This window comes from Kribbella sp. NPDC049584 (assembly GCF_040675555.1).
Lineage (GTDB): Bacteria > Actinomycetota > Actinomycetes > Propionibacteriales > Kribbellaceae > Kribbella.
This window is the reverse complement of record NZ_JBFAPF010000003.1, coordinates 169423-190084: the sequence shown is the minus strand read 5'-3', so window position 1 is coordinate 190084 and position 20662 is coordinate 169423. Positions and strand designations below refer to the sequence as shown.

Sequence of the window (20662 nt, the reverse complement as noted above, 5' to 3'; positions counted from 1 at the left end):
GGTTCAGCCGGCGCGGAAGGTCTTGCGGTAGGCGAGCGGCGAGACTCCGAGCTCCGAGCGAAGGTGGTGGCGCAGCGACGCGGCGGTCCCGAGACCTGCTTCGTGGGCGACACGGTCGACCGACAGGTCGGTCGTCTCCAGCAGGTTGCAGGCGTGCCGCACGCGCTGCTGCAGCAGCCAGGTGCCGGGTGACTGTCCGGTCTCGGCCTTGAAGCGCCGGCTGAACGTGCGCACGCTCATCTGCGCGTACGCCGCCATCGCGGCCAGGCTGATCTCCTCGCCGAGTCGTGCGAGCGCCCACGCCCGCGTCGGCGACGTACCCTCGCTGCCCTCCTGTGGAATGGCCCGCTCGATGTACTGCGACTGTCCGCCGTCCCGCCACGGCGGCACGACACAGTGCCGGGCAGCCCGATTCGCGACCTCGCTGCCGAAGTCCCGGCGGATCAGGTGCAGGCAGAGGTCGACGCCCGCGGCCAGACCGGCCGACGTGAGGATGTCGCCGTCGTCGATGAACAGCTTGTCCTCGTCGAGCTTCACCTGCGGGTAGACGCTGCGGAACAACTCGGCCCGCTCCCAGTGCGTGGTCGCGGGCCGGCCGTCCAGGTAGCCGGCCGCGCCGAGGACGAAGGCTCCGGTGCAGATCGAGGCGATCCGGGTCCCCGGGCGGATCGTCGCGAGCGCGGCGGCGAGGTCGTCGGGTAGCGTGCCGTCGTACCGCGGCTGGTGGATGTAGGTGCCGGGCACGATCACGGTGTCGGCCTCGGCCAGCGCTTCGGGTCCGTGGTCCGGGACGAGATTGAAGCCCGCTCCCGCCCGGACCGGGCCGCCGAGGCCGCAGATGCGGACGTCGTACAGCTTCGTGCCGTCGGCCTTGGTCGCCGCGCCCAGGACGGTCGGCGGGATGGTCAGGTCGAACCCGACGACCGGCTCGAGGGCGAGGACGGCGACCACGTGCGGACCCACGGAGGTCAGGTGACGAGGGCTCCGTTTGGACATGGCCATATTTTGACACATGTTGTCCATCTGGCCACTAGTTCGATCGCGGTCGAACCCGCACCCTTGATCGGGTGACGCAGATTCTCGAGACGAAGAAGGCTCCCCGGGTGCACCTCGCCTGGGCGGTCGCCGTAGTGGGGTTCGTGACCCTGATCGGTGCGGCCGGGTTCCGTTCGGTGCCCAGTGTGCTGCTCGATCCGCTGCACGAGGAGTTCGGGTGGTCGCACGCGACCATCTCGTCGGCGGTCTCGATCAACCTGCTGCTGTACGGCGGCATCTCGCCGTTCGCTGCGGCGCTGATGGACCGGCTCGGGCTGCGCAAGGTCGTCAGCGGCGCGCTGGTGCTGATCGCGCTGGGCAGCGGGCTGACCGTCTTCATGACGTCTGCGTGGCAGTTGCTGCTCTGCTGGGGACTGCTGGTCGGTGTAGGCACCGGATCGATGTCGATGACGTTCGTGGCGACGATCACCGGGCGCTGGTTCGTCCAGCGCCGCGGTCTGGTCACCGGGATCCTCACGGCGGCCGGGGCGACCGGCCAGCTGGTCTTCCTGCCACTGATCGCGTCCCTGGCGTCGCACCACGGTTGGCGCGTGCCTGCGCTGGTGGCCGGTGGCGCTGCGCTGGCCGTCGTACCGCTGGTGCTGCTGTTCCTCCGTGACTACCCGAGCGACGTCGGGCTGAGGGCGTACGGCGCTCCGGAGGGGAGTACTGCGGGCCAGCGGGTCGAGACGACGGGCAGCAGCGCAGTACGAGCAGTGCGTGCGCTGGGGATGGCCGTACGGCGGCCTGCGTTCTGGCTGCTCGCGGGTGGATTCGCGATCTGTGGCGCGTCGACGAACGGTCTGGTCGGCACGCACTTCGTCACGGCAGCGCACGACCACGGCATGCCCGCGACGACCGCTGCGTCGTTGTTGGCGCTGGTGGGTCTGTTCGATGTCGGCGGGACGATCTTCTCGGGCTATCTGACCGACCGGTGGGATCCACGGTTCCTGCTGATCGCCTACTACTCGCTGCGGGGACTCTCGCTGCTCGTACTGCCGTCGCTGCTTGGACCGACCGCTGCGCCGAGCACGTGGGTGTTCATCATCTTCTACGGGCTGGACTGGGTGGCCACTGTGCCGCCGACCGTCGCGCTGTGCCGTGAGTGGTTCGGGCAGGACGGGCCGATCGTGTTCGGCTGGGTGTTCGCGTCGCACCAGGTCGGCGCCGCGCTGGCGGCGACCGGCGCCGGTGCGATCCGGGACGCGCAGGGCAGCTACAACCTGGCCTGGTACCTGGCCGGCGGGCTCTGCGCGGCGGCCGCGCTGATGTCCGCGAGCATCGGACGCCGGCTCGTGACCGCCTGACCCTGTCCGCTAGCCTCGATATAAGTTGAGGTTGGAAGGATGGCGATGGATATCGAGCCTGGTGAGCTGACGGTCGGGCAGCTGTCGCGACGCAGTGGCGTGGCGATCTCCGCACTGCACTTCTACGAACGCCAGGGCTTGATCCTGAGCCGCCGTACGTCGGGGAACCAGCGCCGGTACAAGCGGGACACCTTGCGCCGGGTGGCGTTGGTGCGGATCGCCCAGCGGGTCGGCGTACCGCTGGCCGAGGTCGCCGCGATCTTGAAGCTGCTGCCGGAGAACCGGACGCCGACGCGGGCCGACTGGGAGCGCATCTCGGAGTGCTGGCAGGCCGAGCTCGACCGCCGGATCCTGCATCTCGAGCAGCTCCGCGACGACTTCAAGGACTGTGTCGGCTGCGGCTGCCTGTCCCTCGACCGCTGTGCGCTGGCAAACCCGTACGACGCCTTGGCCGCGAAGGGGCCGGGACCGCGTCGGCTGATGGACAACGACGGCGAGCCGTGTCATCCGGGGTCGTGTAATCCAGACAAGTGCGCCTGAGGTTATCCACAGCTCCGGGGCCGCGGCCAGCGGACTGGGGGTGCGGGCGTCTAGGGTTTCCGGCATGGCTGAGACCAACGCGAACCCCGACTCCAGTGCGAGCCTGACCGAGGCGCGGGCGAAGGTCGCCGGTGACGTGATCCGGGCGATCGCCGGTGACGACGCGCGCCTGCGTGCCGATCAGGAGACGGCGGTCGCAGCGCTGTGCGAGCCGGCGGCGCGGGTGCTCGTCGTGCAGGCGACCGGCTGGGGCAAGTCAGCTGTGTACTGGGCTGCGACCGCGATCAGACGGTCGGAGGGCGCTGGGCCGACGCTGGTGGTTTCACCGCTGCTGTCGCTGATGCGCGATCAGGTCGCGGCCGCGAGCCGGGCCGGATTGCGCGCCGCGACGCTGAACTCGAACAACATCGACGCCTGGTCAGGCATCGAGCACGACCTGCGGTCGGGCGCGATCGACGTCCTGCTGGTGTCGCCGGAGCGGTTGGCCAACCCGGGGTTCGGGCGGCGGGTGCTCGACGGGCTGGCCGGGCAGGTCGGGCTGCTGGTCATCGACGAGGCGCATGCGGTGTCGGACTGGGGGCATGACTTCCGGCCGGACTATCGCCGGGTGTCCGACGTGCTGCAGCAGCTCAACCCCAAGACGCCGGTGCTTGCGACGACAGCCACGGCCAACTCGCGGGTGACCGAGGATGTGGCGAAGCAGCTGGGCGAGTCGACCCTCGTACTGCGTGGGCCGCTCGCGCGGGCGAGTCTGCAGCTTGCCGTCGTGGACAAGCTCTCTCCGCTCGATCGATTCGCGTGGGTTGTCGATCAGCTCCCGAAGCTTCCGGGGTCCGGGATTGTCTACGCGTTGACCGTCGCGGATGCGCAGCGGCTGGCCTCGGTGATTCAAGAGGTCCACGGGCGGGACGTGCCGGTCGCGGCGTATACGGGTCAGCTGGAGGCCGGGGAGCGGGAGAGCCTCGAGGACGCGCTGCGGGCGAATCAGTTGAAGGCGCTGATCGCGACGTCCGCGTTGGGGATGGGGTACGACAAGCCCGACCTCGGGTTCGTGGTGCATGTGGGATCACCGCCGTCGCCGGTGTCGTACTACCAGCAGGTCGGTCGTGCCGGGCGCGGGATCGATCATGCGGTGGTGGCGTTGCTGCCGTCGGACGCTGACTCGGGCGTGTGGGACTACTTCGCGACGGCGACGATCCCGGTTCCGGAGAACGTGCAGCGCCTGCTGCGGGCGTTGGAGGGCTACGGTCCGGACGAGCCGGCGACCGCGCCGGCGCTGGAGGCGGAGACCGGTCTGCGTCGGACGCGGGTCGAGTTGATGTTGAAGCAGCTTGCCGTGGACGGAGCGGTCGACCGGGTCGAGCGAGGCTGGGTGCGGACCGGGGCAGACTGGAGCTTCGACGCGGAGCACTACGACGGGATCGTGTCGGTGCGCCGGCGCGAGGCCGACATCATGCGCGCGTACACCCGCGGTGATCGTTGCTTGATGCAACTTCTCCAGGAGTCGCTGGACGACCCGTCGGCGGAGCCGTGCGGGCGCTGCTCGGTCTGTCTGGGGGAGTTGCCGGCGCCGCTGGAGTCGCGACCCGACCCGGAGACGGTGGCGACCATCGTCGGCTTGCTCCGCGGCGAGGTCCACGTGCTCGAGCCGCGCAAGATGTGGCCCGGCGGTGCGTTCGGCGCCCGCGGGAAGATCCCGCCCGGCCTGTCGGCCGAGCCCGGCCGCATCATCGTGTACGCCGACGCCCCCGAGTGGCGCGAGGTTCTGCAGGGAGCATTCGGCGGTTCGCCGGAGCCCGACGCGTTGGAGGCCCTGAAGTCCGGTGCAGTGGCCGCGCTGTCGCGGTGGCGCGGTTCGTGGTCGGGACGCCCGGAGGTCGTCGTACCACTGGCCGCCGGCGGTCATCCGGAGCTCACCTCGGCCATCGCCGACCACGTGGCCACCGTCGGCCGCCTCGACCGGGCCGAGCTGACCGTCGATCGCACCGGCTACACCGACGACCTCTCCTCAGCCGAAGAGGCAAGAGTCTGGCGAGACGGCCTCCAGGTCGACGACGTCACAGCCCAGGCAATCGCCGGCCGCATGATCCTCCTGCTCGTCGACGCCACGTCGTCCCAGTGGCCCGTCACGGTGGCCACGGCCAAACTCCGAGAAGCCGGTGCCACCGCCGTCCTACCCCTGGTCATTCACAAGCGCCCGTAGCGCTCCTAGTGCACAGGGGACAGTTCCAGAAGGGATTTCAGGTCGGACAGCAGCGCCGGCCATCCTTCTTGGATCATGGTTCGCAGAACACTGTCCGGCCCGAAGCCGCTGTGGATCACGGTCAGCTTCACCTTGTCATCCACCGGCTCCAGCTCGAACGTCGCCGTGGACAGCGGCTCGCGGCTGGTCTTCTCGTACACGTCGGCCGGTAGATCGACGGCCTTCGCGAAGTCCGGCGTGATGTGGTGCCAGGCGTACGACAACCGTGTGTACGGCGTGTGCTCGAGCACGACCTGCCCCGGGCCGGCCATCGACACGTCGCCCATGTGCCAGACCATCTCCGAGCCGGGTTTCCAATCGGTCTCGTGGGACAGGTTCCAGTACTGCTCGGTGAACTTCGGCTCGGTGAGCGCCTGCCAGAGCCGCTCCGGCGTGGTCTTGATGTAGGTCGTGTAGACGAAGTCGTTGTCGCTCATGGTGGGTTCGGCCTCCAAAGCCGTCTTGAGATCGGCGAACAGCTGCGCCCGCCTACGGTCGTACTGCGTGATCCAGCGGTCGGCGATCGCGTTGATCGGCTCGGCGTTGAGGTAGTGCAGCTTCTCGCGTCCACGCCACACGGTGGTGACGAGATTCGCGGTCTCGAGGATCGTGAGGTGCTTGCTCACCGACTGCCGCGCCATGTCCAGCCCGGCGCAGAGCTCGCGCAGCGTCTGGCCGTTGCGGGCGTTCAGCATGTCGAGCAGCTGCCGCCGGCTCGGGTCGGCCAGCGCACGGAACACCTCGTCGTCCATCACGCCTCCGATAGTCATGCAGCCGTTCGGCTGCATGACAAACATAGGCAGCCGGATGGCTGCATGTCAAGGAGAACTCGATTGACGCGACGGTGAGGATGGAAGTGTGGAGATCACTAGCCTCGGTTACCGCACCGACCTGTTGCTGCTGGAGCTAGGCGGAAGCACGTTCCGCGACACCGGTGAGTACGTGGTCGTGCGTACGCCGGCCAACCCCGGCTTCTGGTGGGGCAACTTCCTGCTGTACCGCACACCGTTCGCGCCGGACGACGCGAAGATCCGCCTGGACGACTTCCGCCGCGAGTTCCCGGCCGCGGAACACGTTGCCCTCGGCATCGATAGTGTGGACGGCGAGATCGGCGCGGAGGACGAGGTGACCGCCGCCGGCCTCAAGGTCGACCGGAGCGTCGTGATGACGGCCGACCGGGTCGTCCCGCCGCCCCGGCCGAACACCGAGTCGACGTACCGCTTCCTGGACAGCGACGATGACTGGGCGCAGCTGTTCGATCAGAGCCTCGCCACCGCGAGCATGACGGTCGACGCCGCGTACGAGGACTTCACCCGGCGCAAGGTGGCCACGGAGCGAGAGCTGGTCGATGCCGGCCACGGCAAGTGGTTCGGCGCGTTCGAAGGCGATCGGCTGCAGAGTTCGCTCGGGTTGATGTTCGACGGCAAGGGCGTCGCGCGTTTCCAGAACGTGCAGACGTCGCCCGAGGATCGCGGTCGCGGTCTGGCCAGCACCCTCGTCCACCACGCGTCGACGTACGGGCTGACCGAGGCCGGCGCCCGGACGCTGGTGATGGTCGCGGATCCGGACTACCTCGCGATCCGGATCTACCGCTCGGTCGGATTCAACGACACCGAGACCCAGCTGGGGTTCGCAATTCCGCCTGCGTGACCCTGCGTGACAGAGTAGGCCGCATGATTGTCGGAAGTGGGGTAGTGCTGGTCACGGGTGGGAGTCGCGGGATCGGCGCGGCCGCTTCGATCGCGCTCGCAAAGGACGGCTGGGACGTCGGCGTCAACTACCGGACGCGGGCCGACGAGGCGGCCCGCGTGGTGAAGGCGTGCGAGGAGCTCGGCCGGCGCGCGATCGCCGTACAGGCTGATGTCGTCGAGCCGGACCAGATCGAGCGCCTGTTCGACACCGTGACCGCCGAGCTCGGTCCGATCGGTGCCGTGATCAACAATGCCGGTGTCGTCTCGCCCGGCGGCCGCGTCGCGGAGTACGACGTCGACCGGCTCGACCGGGTGTTCCGGATCAACTCGATCAGCGCATTCCTCGTGGCCGGTGCGGCGGTACGTCGGATGTCCACGGCGTACGGCGGCGCCGGGGGAGTGATCGTCAACGTCTCGTCTCGCGCGGCGGTCCTCGGATCGGCCGGCGAGTACGTCGACTACGCCGCGAGCAAGGCTGCCGTCGACGCGCTGACCACGGGCCTGGGCAACGAGGTCGCGAAGGAAGGGATCCGGGTGCTGGGTGTGCGCCCCGGACTGATCGAGACCGACATTCACGAGGCGGGCAGGCTGGATCGCCTCGGTGCGACGCCTCCGCTGGCCCGTCCCGGCAAGGCCGAGGAGGTCGCGGAGGTGATCGCGTTCCTCGCCTCGGATCGCGCGTCGTACATGACCGGGACGACGGTCGACGTCTCCGGCGGCCGGTGACAGATGGGGCTCCGGCCGGTTGACCTGGCGCGCCGGGCCGGGGTCTCGACCCAGCTCGTTCGCAACTACGAAGCGGCCGGCATCCTGCCGCCGGCGCCGCGGTCCGACACCGGATACCGGCAGTACGGCCCGGAGCACGTCTCGGCGCTGTTGACGTACCGCGCGCTCGCGCCGGGCTTCGGCGCGGAGACCGCCACCGAGATCATGCGCGCCGTCCACGCCGGAGACGAAGGCCTCGCCTACCGCCTCGTCGATGCAGCCCACGCCGCACTCCACGAGCAACGCCTCGCAACCGACGCCGCAAGTGAAGCCCTCGCCGCACTCGCCGCCGAGAACGTCGACGAACTCACCGGGCCGTCCCTGCTCGTCGGAGAGTTGGCGCACCGCCTCGGCATTCGCACCTCGGCGCTACGAGTCTGGGAAGCCGCGGGCCTGCTCGCGCCAACCCGAGAGCCGGGAACGAAGTACCGCCGCTATGGCCCCGAACAGGTCCGGGACGCACGGATCATTCACATGCTCCGACAAGGCCGCTACTACTTCGAGCAGATCAGGCCCGTCCTCGACGGCCTCCGAAGGACTGGCAGCACGGAGGCTCTGCGTACTGCGATCGCCGAGCGCCGCGCAGCGCACGACCGCCAGACCAAGGCGATGCTGTACGGCTCCGCGCTGCTGCATCAGCTGATCAACCAGGAACAGCCAACCGGGTCGGAGCCGACCGTCCGCGCACGGTGATCTGCTCGGTCGTCCGCCACTGATCAGCCTCGACCGGCGCCGACTGCTCGACCGCGGCCATCGAGGCGATCAACCGACCCGGTGCAGCCTTCGCCAGCTCGCTCAGCCGCGCCGCCTCGTTCACCGGATCGCCGATCACGGTGTATTCGTGCCGCCGTACGTCGCCGACCGTACCGGCCACCACGATCCCGGCCGTCACGCCGATCCCGGCGGTTGCCTCCGGCAACTCTTCGTCGAGCCGGCGCGCCAGCTCCCGTCCGGCGCACAACGCGCTCCCGGCCGGATCCGCGAGCTCGGCCGGCGCCCCGAAGATCGCCAGCGCCGCATCACCGGCGAACTTGTTCACGAACCCGCCCTGCCGATCCACCTCGTCGACCACGATCGCGAAGAACCGGTTGAGCAGCTGCACGACCTCGGTCGGCGGCCGGTTCATCGCGAGTTCGGTCGAGCCGACCAGATCGACGAACAGCACCGCGACGTACCGCTCCTCGCCGCCGAGCCGGTCGCTGCTCAGCGCTTCCTGCACGACACCGGGACCGACGTACCGGCCGAAGACATCCCGGATCCGCTCGCGGTCGCGCAGTCCTTCGGCCATCCGGTTGAACCCGGCCTGCAGCGAACCCAGCTCGGTGCCGTCGAAGACCGGGATGCTCACATCGAGCCGGCCCTCGCCGATCAGACTCAGCGCGTCCCGCACCGACCGGACCGGCGCCACCACGGACCGCGCCGACAGCATCGTCAGCAGCCAACCGTTGCCGAGCGCCACGATGCCCAAGGCAAGGATCACGACCGAGAGTCGCGTCGGGGTGACATCGCCCTCGATCAACGCGAGGACGGCGGCCAGCATCAGCCCGGCCACCGGTACGCCGGAACCCACCGCCCAGAAGAAGACCGTCCGCGCCTTCAACCCCGCCGCGAGCAGCCGTCGCGGCGGCGACGAGTCGGCCAGCGCCCGCGCAGCGACCGGCCGGAGCGCGAACTCGGTGAGCAGATACGAGACCGAACAGGTGATGATCGCGCCGTCGATGACCGTGAGGGCGACGCGCAGCGCGTTCTCCGGCTGCAGGAGCACAGTCATCACGGTGAAGATCACGGCGGCGACCAGCCAGAGCAGCACCTGGATGAGCGTGAGTCGCAGCGGCAACTGCAGCGTGGCGATCTGCTCCCGGCGGGTGGCCGGTCGCTCGAGCTCCACCCAGCGCGTCACCCGACGGGTCAGCCGCGTGCTCCAGACGCAGCCGACGGCGATCGCGAGCACGAAGTACGCCGGGATGATGATCGCGTCGGCGAGCTGCAGCTGATCGATCAGCGACGGGCCCGGGAGCACGTAGACCGCGAGGACGAACACCACCAGCGCGCCGATCAGGTTGGTGCCGATCGAGAACGTCGTCATCAGGACCTGCAGGCGCAAACGCAGCCGCCGCGCGCTCTGGTCGGCCGGACCGAGCAGCCAGGATCCGAACGGCCGCCTTTTCAGCACCAGCTCCGGATTCCCCTGGGTCATCATGGTCACAGTCTGCTAGGTCGCACCCCCATTTCCGCAACCTGTGTCAGGACCGAAGCAGGGTTTTGGCACGGTGGTGCGGCTGGCTCAGATCGGACGACCGATCGGGCTGGGACCTGGGTACTGTTCCCCGGACGCCTCACTCGGGGAGCTTCCGTGACGCACGATCGCCACTCCTACGCCGAGCCTGCCCTGGTTCGGACCACCCATCTCGAGCTGGATCTTGTGCTCGACTTCGACGAGAAGGTGCTGGCCGGGAGTGCCACGCACACCCTCGCCTGGACCGGCACAGAGTCAAACAGCGGTGACCGCCTCGTCCTGGACACCCGCGACCTCACCGTGCTGGGGGTCGAGGGGCAGGTCGAGGGTCCGTCAGGCGACGACTGGGAGCCGCTCGAGTACAGCCTGGCCGTTCCGGACACGGAGCTCGGCGCCGCGCTGACGATCCGTACGTCGAGGCATCCGCGGGTCAAGGTGAGCTACCGGACGGCTCCGACCGCGACCGGTCTGCAGTGGCTGGAGCCCGCGATGACGGCCGGCGGCGTGATGCCGTTCATGTTCAGTCAGTCGCAGGCGATCCATGCCCGCAGCTGGGTCCCGGTCCAGGACACCCCGAGCGTGCGGTTCAGCTACGCCGCCCACGTGACCGCGCCGCCGGAGCTGATGGTGCTGATGAGTGCCGACAACGGTACGACGTCGCGCCGGACCGGCTCGTACGACGTGGTGATGCCCGAGCCGATTCCGTCGTACCTGCTGGCGATCGCGGCGGGCGACCTGGTGTTCGAGCCGCTCGGCGAGCGGTCCGGCGTCTGGGCGGAGCCCGCGACGGTGCGGCAGGCGGCGACCGAGTTCTCCGACACCGAAGAGATGATGCGGGTCACCGAGGAGCTGTTCGGCCCGTATCGCTGGGGCCGGTACGACCTGCTCGTGCTTCCGCCGTCGTTCCCGTACGGCGGCATGGAGAACCCGCGGATGACGTTCGCGACGCCGACCGTGGTGATCGGGGACAAGTCGCTGGTCAGCGTGATCGCGCACGAGCTCGCGCACAGCTGGTCGGGCAACCTCGTCACGCAGGACAGCTGGGACGATATCTGGCTGAACGAGGGCTTCACGTCGTACGTCGAGAACCGGATCGTCGAGGCTGTCTACGGGACCGAGTTCGCGCTGATGGAGACCGCGATCAAGCAGCACGCGACGGTCGTTAAGCTCGACCCGCTGACGCCGGCCGAGCTGGCGGTCGAGCTGCCCGGCCTGCACCACCGCTCGGAGTACCACGGCAAGACGTCGACCGGCCCGCTGAAGGGGTCGTGGTTCCTGTCGTGGCTGGAGGAGCGGTTCTCGCGCGAGGTGTTCGATCCGTTCCTGCGCGGGTACTTCGACCGGTTCGCGTTCCGGAGCATCAACACCGACAACTTCGTCGAGCACCTGCAGGAGCACCTGCTCTCGGAGCACCCGGACGTGGTGACGGCCGAGGAACTGGCGGCCTGGTTGTACGAGCCGGGCATCCCGGCGTTCGCGGCGCGTGCGGTGTCGCAGCGGTTCCAGGTGGTCGACGAGGCGCGCGATCTCTGGCTGAAGACGGGCGAGCTACCGCAGGGCGCGGGGCAGTGGACGACGCAGGAGTGGCTGCGCTTCCTCGACGCGGCCCCCGACGTACTGAGCCCGCTTCTCCTGCAGCAGCTGGATCGCGCGTTCGGTCTCACCGGAACTGCGAACGGCGAGATCGCCCGCCGCTGGTACCAGATCGTCGCCGCCAGCAGCTACGAGGCGGCGTACGCCGAGATGGCCGAGTTCCTCACCAAGGTCGGTCGGATGAAACTGGTCCTGCCCGTCTACCAGGCCCTGGCCGGCACCGATCGAGCCTTCGCCGCCGAGGTCTTCGCCAAAGCCCGTCCGGGCTACCACCCGATCACGACCGCGGCCGTACAGCGCATCCTCGGCCAGTAGTCAGACGTCCAGCTTGCGGCGGTTGACCTCGTAGCCCGGGCGGTAGCCGAGTCGGTCGTTGATTCGCCGCATGGGCGTGTTGGTGTCGACGGTGTCGGTGAGCAGGCCGTCGAGGTCGGGGAAGCGGTGGCGGGTCGTGTGGATCTGGGCGGCCTTCATCCAGAGGGCGAGGCCGCGGCCGCGGTGGGCGGGGAGTACGGCGGTGCCGTAGTGCTGCCCGTCGCCCTTCCCATCGCCTGGCACGACGACCTCGGTGAAGCCAACGATCTGCCCGGTCTCGTCGAGGGCTGCAACGACGGAAAGGTGATCGCCGCGTTGGGCAATGACCTGCGCGGCGTGCCGCGTCCGCTCGACGTCCCAGACGTCCGCGCCGACTGAGATCGTCCCCGTCGGTGCGTCGTCCATCCCGGTGCGGGCATCGGTGAACGACTGCACCAGCTCATCCGGTACGACGCCCTCCCACGAGATCAAGCGATACCCAGGCACTTCCGGTACGTCGGGAACCGCGTCGGACAGATCGAGCCGCGTGTAGATCAGTGTCAGCCCGATCTCGAAGCCGTGATGCTCGAGGAACTGGTCGCCGACAGACTCGACGTTCACATCGGCGAGTAGCGCCTGCACCCCGTTGTCGCGCGCACCGGCGACCACCGCATCGAGCAACTGCGACCCGATACCGCGGCGCCGCTCGGCCGGATGCACGGTGAGCTCGAACTCACCCAGATGCGCGTGGCTGGGCCGGCTGTCGAGCCGGAGGAACGCGGACCCCACCGGCGTGCCGTCGTCCTCGGCGGCGAGCCACGCGATGCGGCGGCTGGACGGCCGGCAGTCGGGATCCGTCAGCGGAATCAGTCGGACGCTCAAGCCGCCAATTTAACCCGATCGCGGGATCACGTGCCGCCGGTCGGTCGATCGGCTACCGTGGCGCGCAGGTCACACGGGGAGAGGCGACGGGGAGAGGAGCTAACGGGTGGAGCAACTGGATGGGGAGGCCACGCGGGACCCGGCGATCCGCACGATCGGTGCCGATCATGTCGCGCTGCGCGAGCAGGTGCTCGCGGAGCTGCGCCGGCGGATCATCGACGGCGATTACCGCCAGGGGGAGCGGCTGACCGAGACCCGGCTCGCGGACGACTTCGGTGTCTCGCGGAACCCGGTGCGTGAGGCGCTCCGAGTGGTCGAGGCCGAGGGGTTCGTCCAGATCCTCCCGCGCCGTGGCGCCGTCGTCGCGACGCTCGACGAGACCGCGGTCCGCGACCTGTTCGCCGTGCGTGAGCAGCTCGAAACGCTGGCCGCGGGTCTCGCGGCAGAACGTGCGACGTCCGAGGGGATCGCCACCTTGCGCAGGCTGATCGACGACGCGAGCAAAGCCACCGAGGTCGAGGACTTCGACCGCGTCGCCGAGCTCAACAGTGCGTTCCACCGGGCCGTGATCGAGGTCAGCGAGAACCGCTGGCTGCACTCGATCTCATCGGCGATGTACTACCACGTCCACTGGGTGTTCCGCGTCGGCGCCGCCCAGCGCGCGCCGCACTCGTCCGAGGAACATGTCCGCCTTGTCGACGCCATCGAGGCACGCGACGCGGCAGCCGCCACCACGGCCGCCCGTCTGCACGTGGAGGCGGCCGCGAAGGCGGCGTTCGGTCAGCGCCCGACCGCGTAGCCCTGCATCCCACGCGGGTTGGCCGCCGCGGCGAGCACACCGTCGGCTTCCTTCCGTACGGCACACAGCCGGCCGAGGCTCCACGCATCCGAATCGGTGACGACGTGCCCGCGCCGTACCAGCTCGTCGCGGATGTCCTTGCCGACCCGGGTCTCCATCACCAGGCCGCCGGGCTCGGTCGTGCGCGGGTAGAACGACGACGGGAAACCGGTCGTGTGCCAGGCCGGGGCGTCGATCGCCTCCTGCAGATCCATCCCGGCGCCGAGGTGCCGGAGCAGGAACAGCAACTGCCACTGGTCCTGCTGGTCGCCACCGGGCGATCCACACGCCATCAGCGGTTCGCCGTCGCGGAGTACGAGGGTCGGCGTCAACGTGGTGCGCGGCCGCTTGCCGGGCGCGAGCGAGGCCGGCAGTCCTTCCTCGAGCCAGAACATCTGCGCCCGGCTGCCGAGGCAGAACCCGAGCTCCGGGATCGTCGGCGAGGACTGCAGCCAACCACCGCTCGGCGTCGCGGAGATCAGGTTGCCCCACTTGTCGATCACGTCGACGTGGCAGGTGTCGCCGCGGGTCACGCCACCGGACGACACCGTCGGCTCGCCGGTGGTGGCGTCGCCGGTTTCGGTGCCGATGCTGTTGCCGGTGGCAACGGACGCGAGCCGCGGCTCGCGCCCGTCCGGACTGCCGGGTCGAAGGTCGAGCGATGCGTTCCGACCGATCAGCTTCGCCCGGTCGGCGGCGTACCCGGGCGACAGGAGCGTGTCGAGCGGTACGTCGGCGCCGTCGCCGTACCAGGCCTCGCGGTCGGCGTACGACAGCTTCATGACCTCGACCGTCGTGTGCACACCCTCGGCGCTGTTCAGGTCGACGTCGCCGAGCGCCGAGAGTACGGCGAGGGACTGCAGCAGTCCCGGCCCCTGGCCCCAAGGCCCGGTCTTGGCGACCGTGTACCCGTTCCAGTCGTACGTCGCGGGGTCCTCCCAGGTCGCCTCGAAGGCGGCCATGTCATCGCCCGTGATCAGCCCAACGTGGTCCTCGCCGCTGGAGTCGCGGTGTGGCAGCCGCGCGAACTTGTCGACCGCCTCGGCGACGAACCCTTCCCGCCAGCTCTTCCGCGCCTGCTCGATCTGGGACTGCCGGTCTGCCCCGGCCGCCTCGCCTTCGACGACGAGCTTCTCGAGCGTCGCGGCGTACGCCTCGTTGCTGAACCGTCCAGTCACCGGCCGGCCGTCCTTGAGCCAGAGTGCGGCCGACGTCTGCCAGTGGTTCTCGAACAACTCCTGCACGGTGCTGATCGTGTCGGCGACCCGCGGCACCAGCGGATGGCCGTCGCGCGCGTACTCGATCGCCGGCTCCAGTACGACGCGCAGCGGCAGCGTGCCGTGATCACGCAGCAGCAGCAGCCAGGCGTCGACGGCACCCGGGACCGTCGCCGCCAGCGGGCCTGAGCCGGGCACCAGCGTGAGGCCGAGCGAGCGGTAGTACTCGATCGTCGCGCCGGCCGGGGCGACACCTTGGCCGCACAGCACGCGCGGCGCGGGGTCGTCGGCGGTCGCGATGATCGCCGGCACCTCACCACCGGGCCCGTTGAGGTGCGGTTCGACCACGTGCAGCACGAATCCGGCCGCGGCGCCCGCGTCGAACGCGTTCCCACCGAGCTCGAGGATCCGCATGGCCGACTGCGACGCCAGCCAATGCGTGGACGAAACCATCCCGAACGTGCCGCGCAGCGTGGGCCGGGTGGTGAACGTCATCGGGCAACTCCTTTAGTAGGTCGTACGTCGGGTCCGGTGCCGTCGTCGTTGACGAGGTGGCAGGCCACCTGGTGTCCAGCCTCGCCGATCGTGCGGGTCTCCGGCACGACTGTCCGGCATTTGTCCACGGCAACCGGGCATCTGGTGTGGAAGCGGCACCCGGGCGGCGGATCGAGCGCCGACGGCAGGTCGTCGCCCAGTAGGACGGGCCGTCGGGCACGCTGCTCGGCTGGATCGGGTACGGGCGCCGCGGACAGCAGCGCTTGCGTGTACGGATGGGACGGGCTCCCGAAGATGCGGGCCCGCGGACCCTGCTCGACCAACTGGCCGAGGTACATCACCGCGACCTCGTCCGCGAGGTACTCGACCGCGGACAGGTCGTGCGTGATGAAGAGACAGGCAAACCCGAGGTCCCGCTGGAGGTCGGCGAGCAGATTGAGGACGGAGGCCTGCACCGACACGTCCAGCGCACTGGTCGGCTCGTCTGCGACCAGTAACCGAGGCTCGGAGATCAATGCGCGCGCAATGCTCACCCGCTGGCGCTGACCGCCCGACAGCTCATGTGGGGCGCGCTGCGCGACCTCAGGGCGCAGACCGACGCGGCGCAGTGCCTCACGACCTTTGGCCGGGATGTCCTTGCGTCGCATCAGCCGCAGCGGCTCGCCCACGATGTCGCCGACGGTAAACCGGGGGTCGAGCGAGCCGGCCGGGTCCTGGAAGACGATCGACACGTCGCGGCGATGCGGCCGGAGTTGACGACGGGACAGATGCGTCACGTCGACTCCCGCCAGCCGGACCGTTCCATCGGTGGGCTCCAGCAGCCGGACTATGCAACGGCCAACGGTCGATTTCCCGCTGCCGCTCTCGCCGACCAACGCGACCACAGAGCCTTGCTTGATCCGGAGCGTAACGCCGTCGACGGCGCGCACCGGGCCGAAGTGCATGACGAGGTCCTCCACCTCGAGGGCGAGGGATTCCATCAGACCTCCACGGCTTCTCGGACCGGGTGCCAGCACGCGACCCGATGTACGCCGTCCGTGAGCTCGGGCTGCGACGTCGTACAGGTCTCGCTCGCCCGGGAGCAGCGGTCGGCGAACGTACACGCGTCCGGCTGCTCGGACAGGACCGGCACCAGGCCGGGGATCTCGCTCAGTCGATCAGTCTCCGCATGCCGTCCGGCGGCCGGCGACGCACCGAGCAGTCCGACCGTGTACGGGTGCTGGGGCTTGGCGAAGATCTCGTGCACCTCCGCGGTCTCGACCACGCGCCCGGCGTACATCACCGCGACCCGGTCGGCGAGGTCCGCGACGACGCCGAGGTCGTGCGTGATCAGGACGATGCTCGTGCCGAGGCGTTCGCGCAGTCCTCGCAGCACGTCGAGGATGCCGGCCTGGATCGTGACGTCGAGCGCTGTGGTGGGCTCGTCGGCGATCAGGACCTTCGGATCGCAGGCAACTGCCATCGCGATCATCACCCGCTGGCGCATCCCGCCGGAGAGCTGGTGTGGATAGTCGCTGATACGACGCTCCGCGGACGGGATGCCGACGAGCTTCAGCAGCTCGATCGCGCGGGCCTCTGCTGCCTGACGGTTCAGGCCGATGTGCGTTCGCAGTACTTCGCTGATCTGGTGGCCGACGGTGAAGACCGGGTTCAGCGAGGTCATCGGCTCCTGGAAGATGTACGCGACCTCGCGGCCACGGATCGAGCGGAGCGTGCGCTTGTCGGCGCCGATCAGCTCGGTGCCGTCGAGCCGGACCGAACCGTCGACGGTCGCGGTGCGGGGGAGCAGACCGGCGATGCTCATCGCGGTGACGCTCTTGCCGCAGCCGGATTCGCCGACGACCGCGAGCACTTCGCCGTCCGCGACCTCGAAGCTGACGTTGTCGACCGCCGACACCCGGCCGTCCTCGGTCCGGAACGTGACGGACAGGTCTTTGACTGCCAGGACTTGCCCATTAGTAGCTACGGTCATCGACGGCTCGCCTTCGGATCGAGGGCGTCGCGGAGGCTGTCGCCGACGATGTTGAACGCCAGCGTCAGCAGCATGATCGCGACACCTGGCATGACGGCGGCCCAAGGCGCTCGGGACGCGAACTGCTGGGCGTCGGCCAGCATTGTGCCGAGGCTCGGCGCCGGCGGCTGGATGCCGAGGCCGAGAAAGGACAGCACGGCCTCGCCGAGGATCGCGGCCGGGATGCCGACGGTCGCCTGGACGATGACGGCCGAGCCGGCGTTCGGCAGGATGTGCCGGCCGAGCACCCACGCATCGCTGGCGCCCTCGACGATCGCGGCTGAGACGAAGTCGAGCGACTTGAGCCGCAGCGTCTCCGAGCGGACGATCCGGATCATGCCGGGGATCTGCGCGATGCCGATCGCGATCGCCGCGTTGCCGAGGCTCGCGCCGCGGATCGCGGCCAGTCCGACCGCGAGGATCAGGAACGGGAACGCCAGGACCAGGTCGGTGAGCCGCGAGATCAGCGCGTCGACCGTGCGGAAGTATCCCGCGATCAGCCCGAGCGGTACGCCGATCACCAGCGAGAACGCGACCGCGAGAATGCCGACGTGCAACGACGCACGCAGCCCGAACATGATGCGCGACAGAACATCCCGGCCGAGGTCGTCGGTGCCCAGCAGGTACCCGGCCGTCCCTGGCGGGGCGAACGCGTTGCCGAGGTTCGTCTGGGTGGGTTCGTGCGGCGCCAGCCAGTTCGCGAACACCGCCAGGATGACCGCGATCGCGAGTACTGCGAGGCCGGTCAGTGCGAGCGGGTTGCGGAACACCCGGCGTACCACTCGGCGGCTGTTGCTCCGCGGCGGCGCGATCGCTTCGGCGACTGCCATCATGCCTCACCTCGCACGCGGATCCGCGGGTCGATGACCGAGTACAGGAGATCGACTAGCAGGTTGATCACGATGTACGCCGTCGCCGTGACGAGCACGACCGCCTGGATGACCGGGTAGTCGCGCTGGAAGACGGCGTCGACGGTGAGCTTGCCGAACCCGGGCAGCGCGAAGATCCGCTCGGTGACGACGGCGCCCGAGATCAGCGCGCCCAGCTGGAGCCCGACGATCGTGACGACGACGATGAGACTGTTGCGCAGGGCATGCTTTCCGATCACTGCCTTGGGCGGGAGGCCTTTGGCTTCGGCCGTCCGGATGTAGTCGGCACCGAGTGCGTCGAGCATCGAGGATCTGGTCTGGCGCATGATCACCGCGGCCAGGCCGGTGCCGAGGATCAGCGCGGGCAGGATGAGGTGGTGGAGGTTGTCCACCGGGTTGGTGAAGAACGGGACGAAGCCGGACGCGGGAAAGAGGCCGAGGGCAACGGACAGGTACAGGATCGCCATCAGCCCGAGCCAGAAATGCGGCACCGACAATCCCAGCAGCGCAAGGGCGTTCGCGGCCCATTCGGCCGGCCCACCCCGGCGTACCGCGGCCACGACTCCTGCGCCGACGCCGATGACGCCGGCGATCAGGATCGCGAGCACCGACAATTCGATCGTCACCGGCAACGCGCTGAAGATCATCGACCGCACCGGGGCGCCGGTCCGGATCGACTGGCCCAGATCGCCCCGCGCGGCGTGACTGACGAACTGCCAGAACTGCACCAGCCACGACTGATCCAGCCCGTACTGCTGCCGGATCGCCCGCAGCGACTCCGGATCCCGATCCTCACCGGCCAGCGCCAACGCCGGATCGCCCGGCAACGCCCGGACTCCGACGAACACCACGATCGTCGCGAGCACGAGCGTCACCACGCTCTGCCACAGCCGGTTGAGCAGGTACCGCCTCACTTGGCGAATCCCGCGAAGGCTGTGCGGATCACGCCGTCCGGGTAGACCTGGATGCCGAGCAGCTTCTTGGAGACGCCGGTCAGGTTGCGCTGCCGGTACATGTAGATGATCGGGTCGTCCTGCTGGAGCTTGGTGACCACGTCGCCGTACAGCTTGACGCGCTGCGCCTGGTCGGTGGACTGACGCGCGTCGGTGAGGAGCTTGTCGAGGTCCGGGCTGCTGTAGCCGGAGACGTTCTGGCTGCCGGTGGTGCCGACGAAGTTGAAGATGTTGGCGTCGGGGTCGACCCGGCCGGACCATCCGAGCTGGAGCAGTTCGAAGTCACCACGGTCCTGCTGGTCGAGCAGCGCGGCGTACTCGACCGGCTTGATCACCAGGTCGAATCCGCCCTCCTTCACCATCCCCTGCAACGCCTGGGCGAGCCGCAGGCTGTCCGGGTTGTTCGACGTCACCATCTCGACCTTGTACGGCGTACTCACGCCGGCGTCGGCGAGCAACTTCTTCGCCTTCGCCGGATCGTGCGCCGGGCAGACCTGCGCCGCATCCGAGGTGAACTCGCTCTTCGGGGAGATCGGGGAGCAGGCAACGGTGTTGAGGCCGCCGAAGAGCGACTTCACCAACGCGTCGCGGTCGATCGACAACGCCAGCGCCTGCCGCACCCGCGGGTCCTTGGCGAGCGGAGTACCGAGCGACTTGAGCGGGTTCCCGATGCCGTTCGAGTTGCCGATGTTGATCGTCAGACCTTGGTACCCGAGCGACTGCGACTGCAGCACCGTCACACTGTCGTCCTTCTGCAGCGCCGGGGTGTCCTGCGTCGACAACGAGTCGGCCACCTGCGCGTCCCCGGACTTCAGGTTCGCCGAGCGGATGCTCGAGTCGGTGATGATCCGGTACTCGATCGCGTCGAGGTGCACCTTCGCGGCGTCGTAGTACATCGGGTCCTTCACGACCTTGATCGAGTTCTGCGCGACACGGCTGGCGAACTTGAACGGGCCGACGCAGACCGGCGCATTGGAGAAGTTCGCACCGAGCTTCGCGACGGCGGCCGGGCTGAGCACCATGCCGGCCCGGTCGGCCAGCGCGGCGGTCAGTGGGGCGAACGGCTTGGACAGCTTGATCACGACCGTCTTCGGGTCCGGCGTCTCGATCGAGGTGATCGGACCGAGCTCGCTCTTGCGGGCGGAGCCGGCGAGTGTGAGGTCGCGGTTCAGCGAGATCTTCACCGCGTTCGAGTCGAAGGTCCCGCCGTCGGCGAACTTCACGCCCTGCTTCAACGGGATCGTCAGGCTCAGACCGTCGGAGGAGATCGTCGGCAGCGCGGTGGCGAGCTGCGGCACGATCTTCGCGTCCGATCCGAGGTCGTAGAGCTTCTCGCACATCGTGTGGAAGACGTAGCGCGAGTAGAGGCTGCGCGACAGCGTCGGGTCGAGTTTGTCCGGGTCGGCGGACAAGGCAACGGTCAGCGTCCCGCCCTGCTTGACCTGCGATGCATCGGCAGGCTCGCCGAACACGTCCTGCCCGGCCGGTGACTGCGTGCCGCTGCTGGCGTCGTTCCCGGCCGGCTCAACGGGGGAGCAGGCTGTGCCGACCAGCGCCAGCGCGATGACGGCGGCGCCGACACCGGCCGCTTTCCGGCGGCGGTTACTCACGGTGAAACGGGTCAGGGACAGCGGAAGTCGACGAGTCATCGCGGGCTCCTGAGTAGGCGGTTCCGTCGACTGTTTCATGTATAC

Annotated in this window: 18 protein-coding genes; 8 read left to right on the top strand and 10 right to left on the bottom strand. The window is 69.1% G+C overall.

Translation table 11 applies throughout. The features are described from left to right. Nucleotides 1–3 precede the first annotated feature (3 nt). Complete coding sequence (locus tag AB0J62_RS12680; protein WP_363868352.1) at nt 4–996, bottom strand: helix-turn-helix domain-containing protein; 993 nt, start codon at nt 994–996, stop codon at nt 4–6. A gap of 71 nt (nt 997–1067) precedes the next feature. Here AB0J62_RS12680 and AB0J62_RS12675 point away from each other — a divergent pair, with 71 nt between their 5' ends. From AB0J62_RS12675 to AB0J62_RS12665, 3 genes are all read left to right on the top strand, one after another. Next, nucleotides 1068–2342 (top strand): MFS transporter, encoded by a 1275-nt coding sequence (locus tag AB0J62_RS12675; protein ID WP_363868349.1) that lies wholly within the window; start codon nt 1068–1070, stop codon nt 2340–2342. Between the two features lie 45 nt (nt 2343–2387). After that, on the top strand, nt 2388–2882 hold the full coding sequence (gene soxR / locus AB0J62_RS12670) for a redox-sensitive transcriptional activator SoxR (RefSeq protein WP_363868346.1): 495 nt from the start codon (nt 2388–2390) through the stop codon (nt 2880–2882). Nucleotides 2883–2946: 64 nt separating this feature from the next. Then, entirely contained in the window at nt 2947–5085 is a 2139-nt protein-coding gene (locus AB0J62_RS12665) for a DEAD/DEAH box helicase (protein WP_363868343.1), read from the top strand. A 5-nt stretch (nt 5086–5090) separates the two neighbouring features. Here the strand turns inward: AB0J62_RS12665 and AB0J62_RS12660 are convergent, their stop codons facing one another. Beyond that, complete coding sequence (locus AB0J62_RS12660) at nt 5091–5894, bottom strand: metalloregulator ArsR/SmtB family transcription factor (protein WP_363868340.1); 804 nt, start codon at nt 5892–5894, stop codon at nt 5091–5093. 88 nt (nt 5895–5982) lie between these two features. Here AB0J62_RS12660 and AB0J62_RS12655 point away from each other — a divergent pair, with 88 nt between their 5' ends. Genes AB0J62_RS12655 through AB0J62_RS12645 form a run of 3 tightly spaced genes read left to right on the top strand, consistent with a single transcriptional unit; the run spans nt 5983 to nt 8273 of the window. Beyond that, entirely contained in the window at nt 5983–6774 is a 792-nt protein-coding gene (locus tag AB0J62_RS12655; RefSeq protein ID WP_363868337.1) for a GNAT family N-acetyltransferase, read from the top strand. Nucleotides 6775–6797: 23 nt separating this feature from the next. Further along, entirely contained in the window at nt 6798–7541 is a 744-nt protein-coding gene (locus tag AB0J62_RS12650; RefSeq protein WP_363868334.1) for an SDR family oxidoreductase, read from the top strand. A gap of 3 nt (nt 7542–7544) precedes the next feature. Beyond that, nucleotides 7545–8273 carry a MerR family transcriptional regulator gene (locus AB0J62_RS12645; protein WP_363868331.1) on the top strand — a complete coding sequence of 243 codons (729 nt, stop codon included), beginning with the start codon at nt 7545–7547 and terminating at the stop codon, nt 8271–8273. Here the strand turns inward: AB0J62_RS12645 and AB0J62_RS12640 are convergent. After that, the gene (locus AB0J62_RS12640; protein ID WP_363868328.1) at nt 8224–9780 is read right to left on the bottom strand and encodes an adenylate/guanylate cyclase domain-containing protein; all 1557 of its coding nucleotides are present in this window, start codon (nt 9778–9780) and stop codon (nt 8224–8226) included. The genes AB0J62_RS12645 and AB0J62_RS12640 overlap by 50 nt on opposite strands. Before the next feature lie 153 nt (nt 9781–9933). Here AB0J62_RS12640 and AB0J62_RS12635 point away from each other — a divergent pair, with 153 nt between their 5' ends. Continuing rightward, on the top strand, nt 9934–11724 hold the full coding sequence (locus AB0J62_RS12635) for a M1 family metallopeptidase (protein WP_363868325.1): 1791 nt from the start codon (nt 9934–9936) through the stop codon (nt 11722–11724). Here the strand turns inward: AB0J62_RS12635 and AB0J62_RS12630 are convergent, their stop codons facing one another. Then, the gene (locus tag AB0J62_RS12630; RefSeq protein ID WP_363868322.1) at nt 11725–12585 is read right to left on the bottom strand and encodes a GNAT family N-acetyltransferase; all 861 of its coding nucleotides are present in this window, start codon (nt 12583–12585) and stop codon (nt 11725–11727) included. A 106-nt stretch (nt 12586–12691) separates the two neighbouring features. Here AB0J62_RS12630 and AB0J62_RS12625 point away from each other — a divergent pair, with 106 nt between their 5' ends. Next, a complete protein-coding gene (locus tag AB0J62_RS12625; protein WP_363868319.1) occupies nt 12692–13384 on the top strand; it encodes a GntR family transcriptional regulator in 693 nt (230 codons plus the stop codon). On the opposite strand, the gene AB0J62_RS12620 is transcribed toward AB0J62_RS12625, so the two are convergent. Genes AB0J62_RS12620 through AB0J62_RS12595 form a run of 6 tightly spaced genes read right to left on the bottom strand, consistent with a single transcriptional unit; the run spans nt 13366 to nt 20617 of the window. Further along, nucleotides 13366–15135, bottom strand: a complete 1770-nt coding sequence (locus AB0J62_RS12620; protein ID WP_363868316.1) for a gamma-glutamyltransferase — start codon at nt 15133–15135, stop codon at nt 13366–13368. The genes AB0J62_RS12625 and AB0J62_RS12620 overlap by 19 nt on opposite strands. Beyond that, nucleotides 15132–16115 (bottom strand): oligopeptide/dipeptide ABC transporter ATP-binding protein, encoded by a 984-nt coding sequence (locus tag AB0J62_RS12615; RefSeq protein ID WP_363868313.1) that lies wholly within the window; start codon nt 16113–16115, stop codon nt 15132–15134. The genes AB0J62_RS12620 and AB0J62_RS12615 overlap by 4 nt, the downstream gene beginning before the upstream one ends. Further along, the gene (locus AB0J62_RS12610) at nt 16115–17107 is read right to left on the bottom strand and encodes an ABC transporter ATP-binding protein (protein ID WP_363868310.1); all 993 of its coding nucleotides are present in this window, start codon (nt 17105–17107) and stop codon (nt 16115–16117) included. The genes AB0J62_RS12615 and AB0J62_RS12610 overlap by 1 nt, the downstream gene beginning before the upstream one ends. Next, nucleotides 17104–17976: an ABC transporter permease gene (locus AB0J62_RS12605; protein WP_363868307.1), complete on the bottom strand. Its 873-nt coding sequence runs from the start codon at nt 17974–17976 to the stop codon at nt 17104–17106. The genes AB0J62_RS12610 and AB0J62_RS12605 overlap by 4 nt, the downstream gene beginning before the upstream one ends. Continuing rightward, a complete protein-coding gene (locus AB0J62_RS12600; protein WP_363868304.1) occupies nt 17976–18929 on the bottom strand; it encodes an ABC transporter permease in 954 nt (317 codons plus the stop codon). The genes AB0J62_RS12605 and AB0J62_RS12600 overlap by 1 nt, the downstream gene beginning before the upstream one ends. Continuing rightward, nucleotides 18926–20617, bottom strand: coding sequence for an ABC transporter substrate-binding protein (locus AB0J62_RS12595; RefSeq protein WP_363868301.1), 1692 nt, complete (start codon nt 20615–20617; stop codon nt 18926–18928). Before AB0J62_RS12595 ends, AB0J62_RS12600 begins: the two co-directional genes overlap by 4 nt. Nucleotides 20618–20662 lie beyond the last annotated feature (45 nt).

What these genes read in the sequence shown, in the direction of transcription:
- AB0J62_RS12680 (WP_363868352.1), bottom strand. Translation starts at nt 996, where the DNA reads ATGTCCAAACGGAGCCCTCGTCACCTGACCTCCGTGGGTCCGCACGTG.
- soxR (WP_363868346.1), top strand. Translation starts at nt 2,388, where the DNA reads ATGGATATCGAGCCTGGTGAGCTGACGGTCGGGCAGCTGTCGCGACGC.
- AB0J62_RS12665 (WP_363868343.1), top strand. Translation starts at nt 2,947, where the DNA reads ATGGCTGAGACCAACGCGAACCCCGACTCCAGTGCGAGCCTGACCGAG.
- AB0J62_RS12660 (WP_363868340.1), bottom strand. Translation starts at nt 5,894, where the DNA reads ATGACTATCGGAGGCGTGATGGACGACGAGGTGTTCCGTGCGCTGGCC.
- AB0J62_RS12650 (WP_363868334.1), top strand. Translation starts at nt 6,798, where the DNA reads ATGATTGTCGGAAGTGGGGTAGTGCTGGTCACGGGTGGGAGTCGCGGG.
- AB0J62_RS12645 (WP_363868331.1), top strand. Translation starts at nt 7,545, where the DNA reads ATGGGGCTCCGGCCGGTTGACCTGGCGCGCCGGGCCGGGGTCTCGACC.
- AB0J62_RS12640 (WP_363868328.1), bottom strand. Translation starts at nt 9,780, where the DNA reads ATGATGACCCAGGGGAATCCGGAGCTGGTGCTGAAAAGGCGGCCGTTC.
- AB0J62_RS12620 (WP_363868316.1), bottom strand. Translation starts at nt 15,135, where the DNA reads ATGACGTTCACCACCCGGCCCACGCTGCGCGGCACGTTCGGGATGGTT.
- AB0J62_RS12615 (WP_363868313.1), bottom strand. Translation starts at nt 16,115, where the DNA reads ATGGAATCCCTCGCCCTCGAGGTGGAGGACCTCGTCATGCACTTCGGC.
- AB0J62_RS12610 (WP_363868310.1), bottom strand. Translation starts at nt 17,107, where the DNA reads ATGACCGTAGCTACTAATGGGCAAGTCCTGGCAGTCAAAGACCTGTCC.
- AB0J62_RS12605 (WP_363868307.1), bottom strand. Translation starts at nt 17,976, where the DNA reads ATGGCAGTCGCCGAAGCGATCGCGCCGCCGCGGAGCAACAGCCGCCGA.
- AB0J62_RS12595 (WP_363868301.1), bottom strand. Translation starts at nt 20,617, where the DNA reads ATGACTCGTCGACTTCCGCTGTCCCTGACCCGTTTCACCGTGAGTAAC.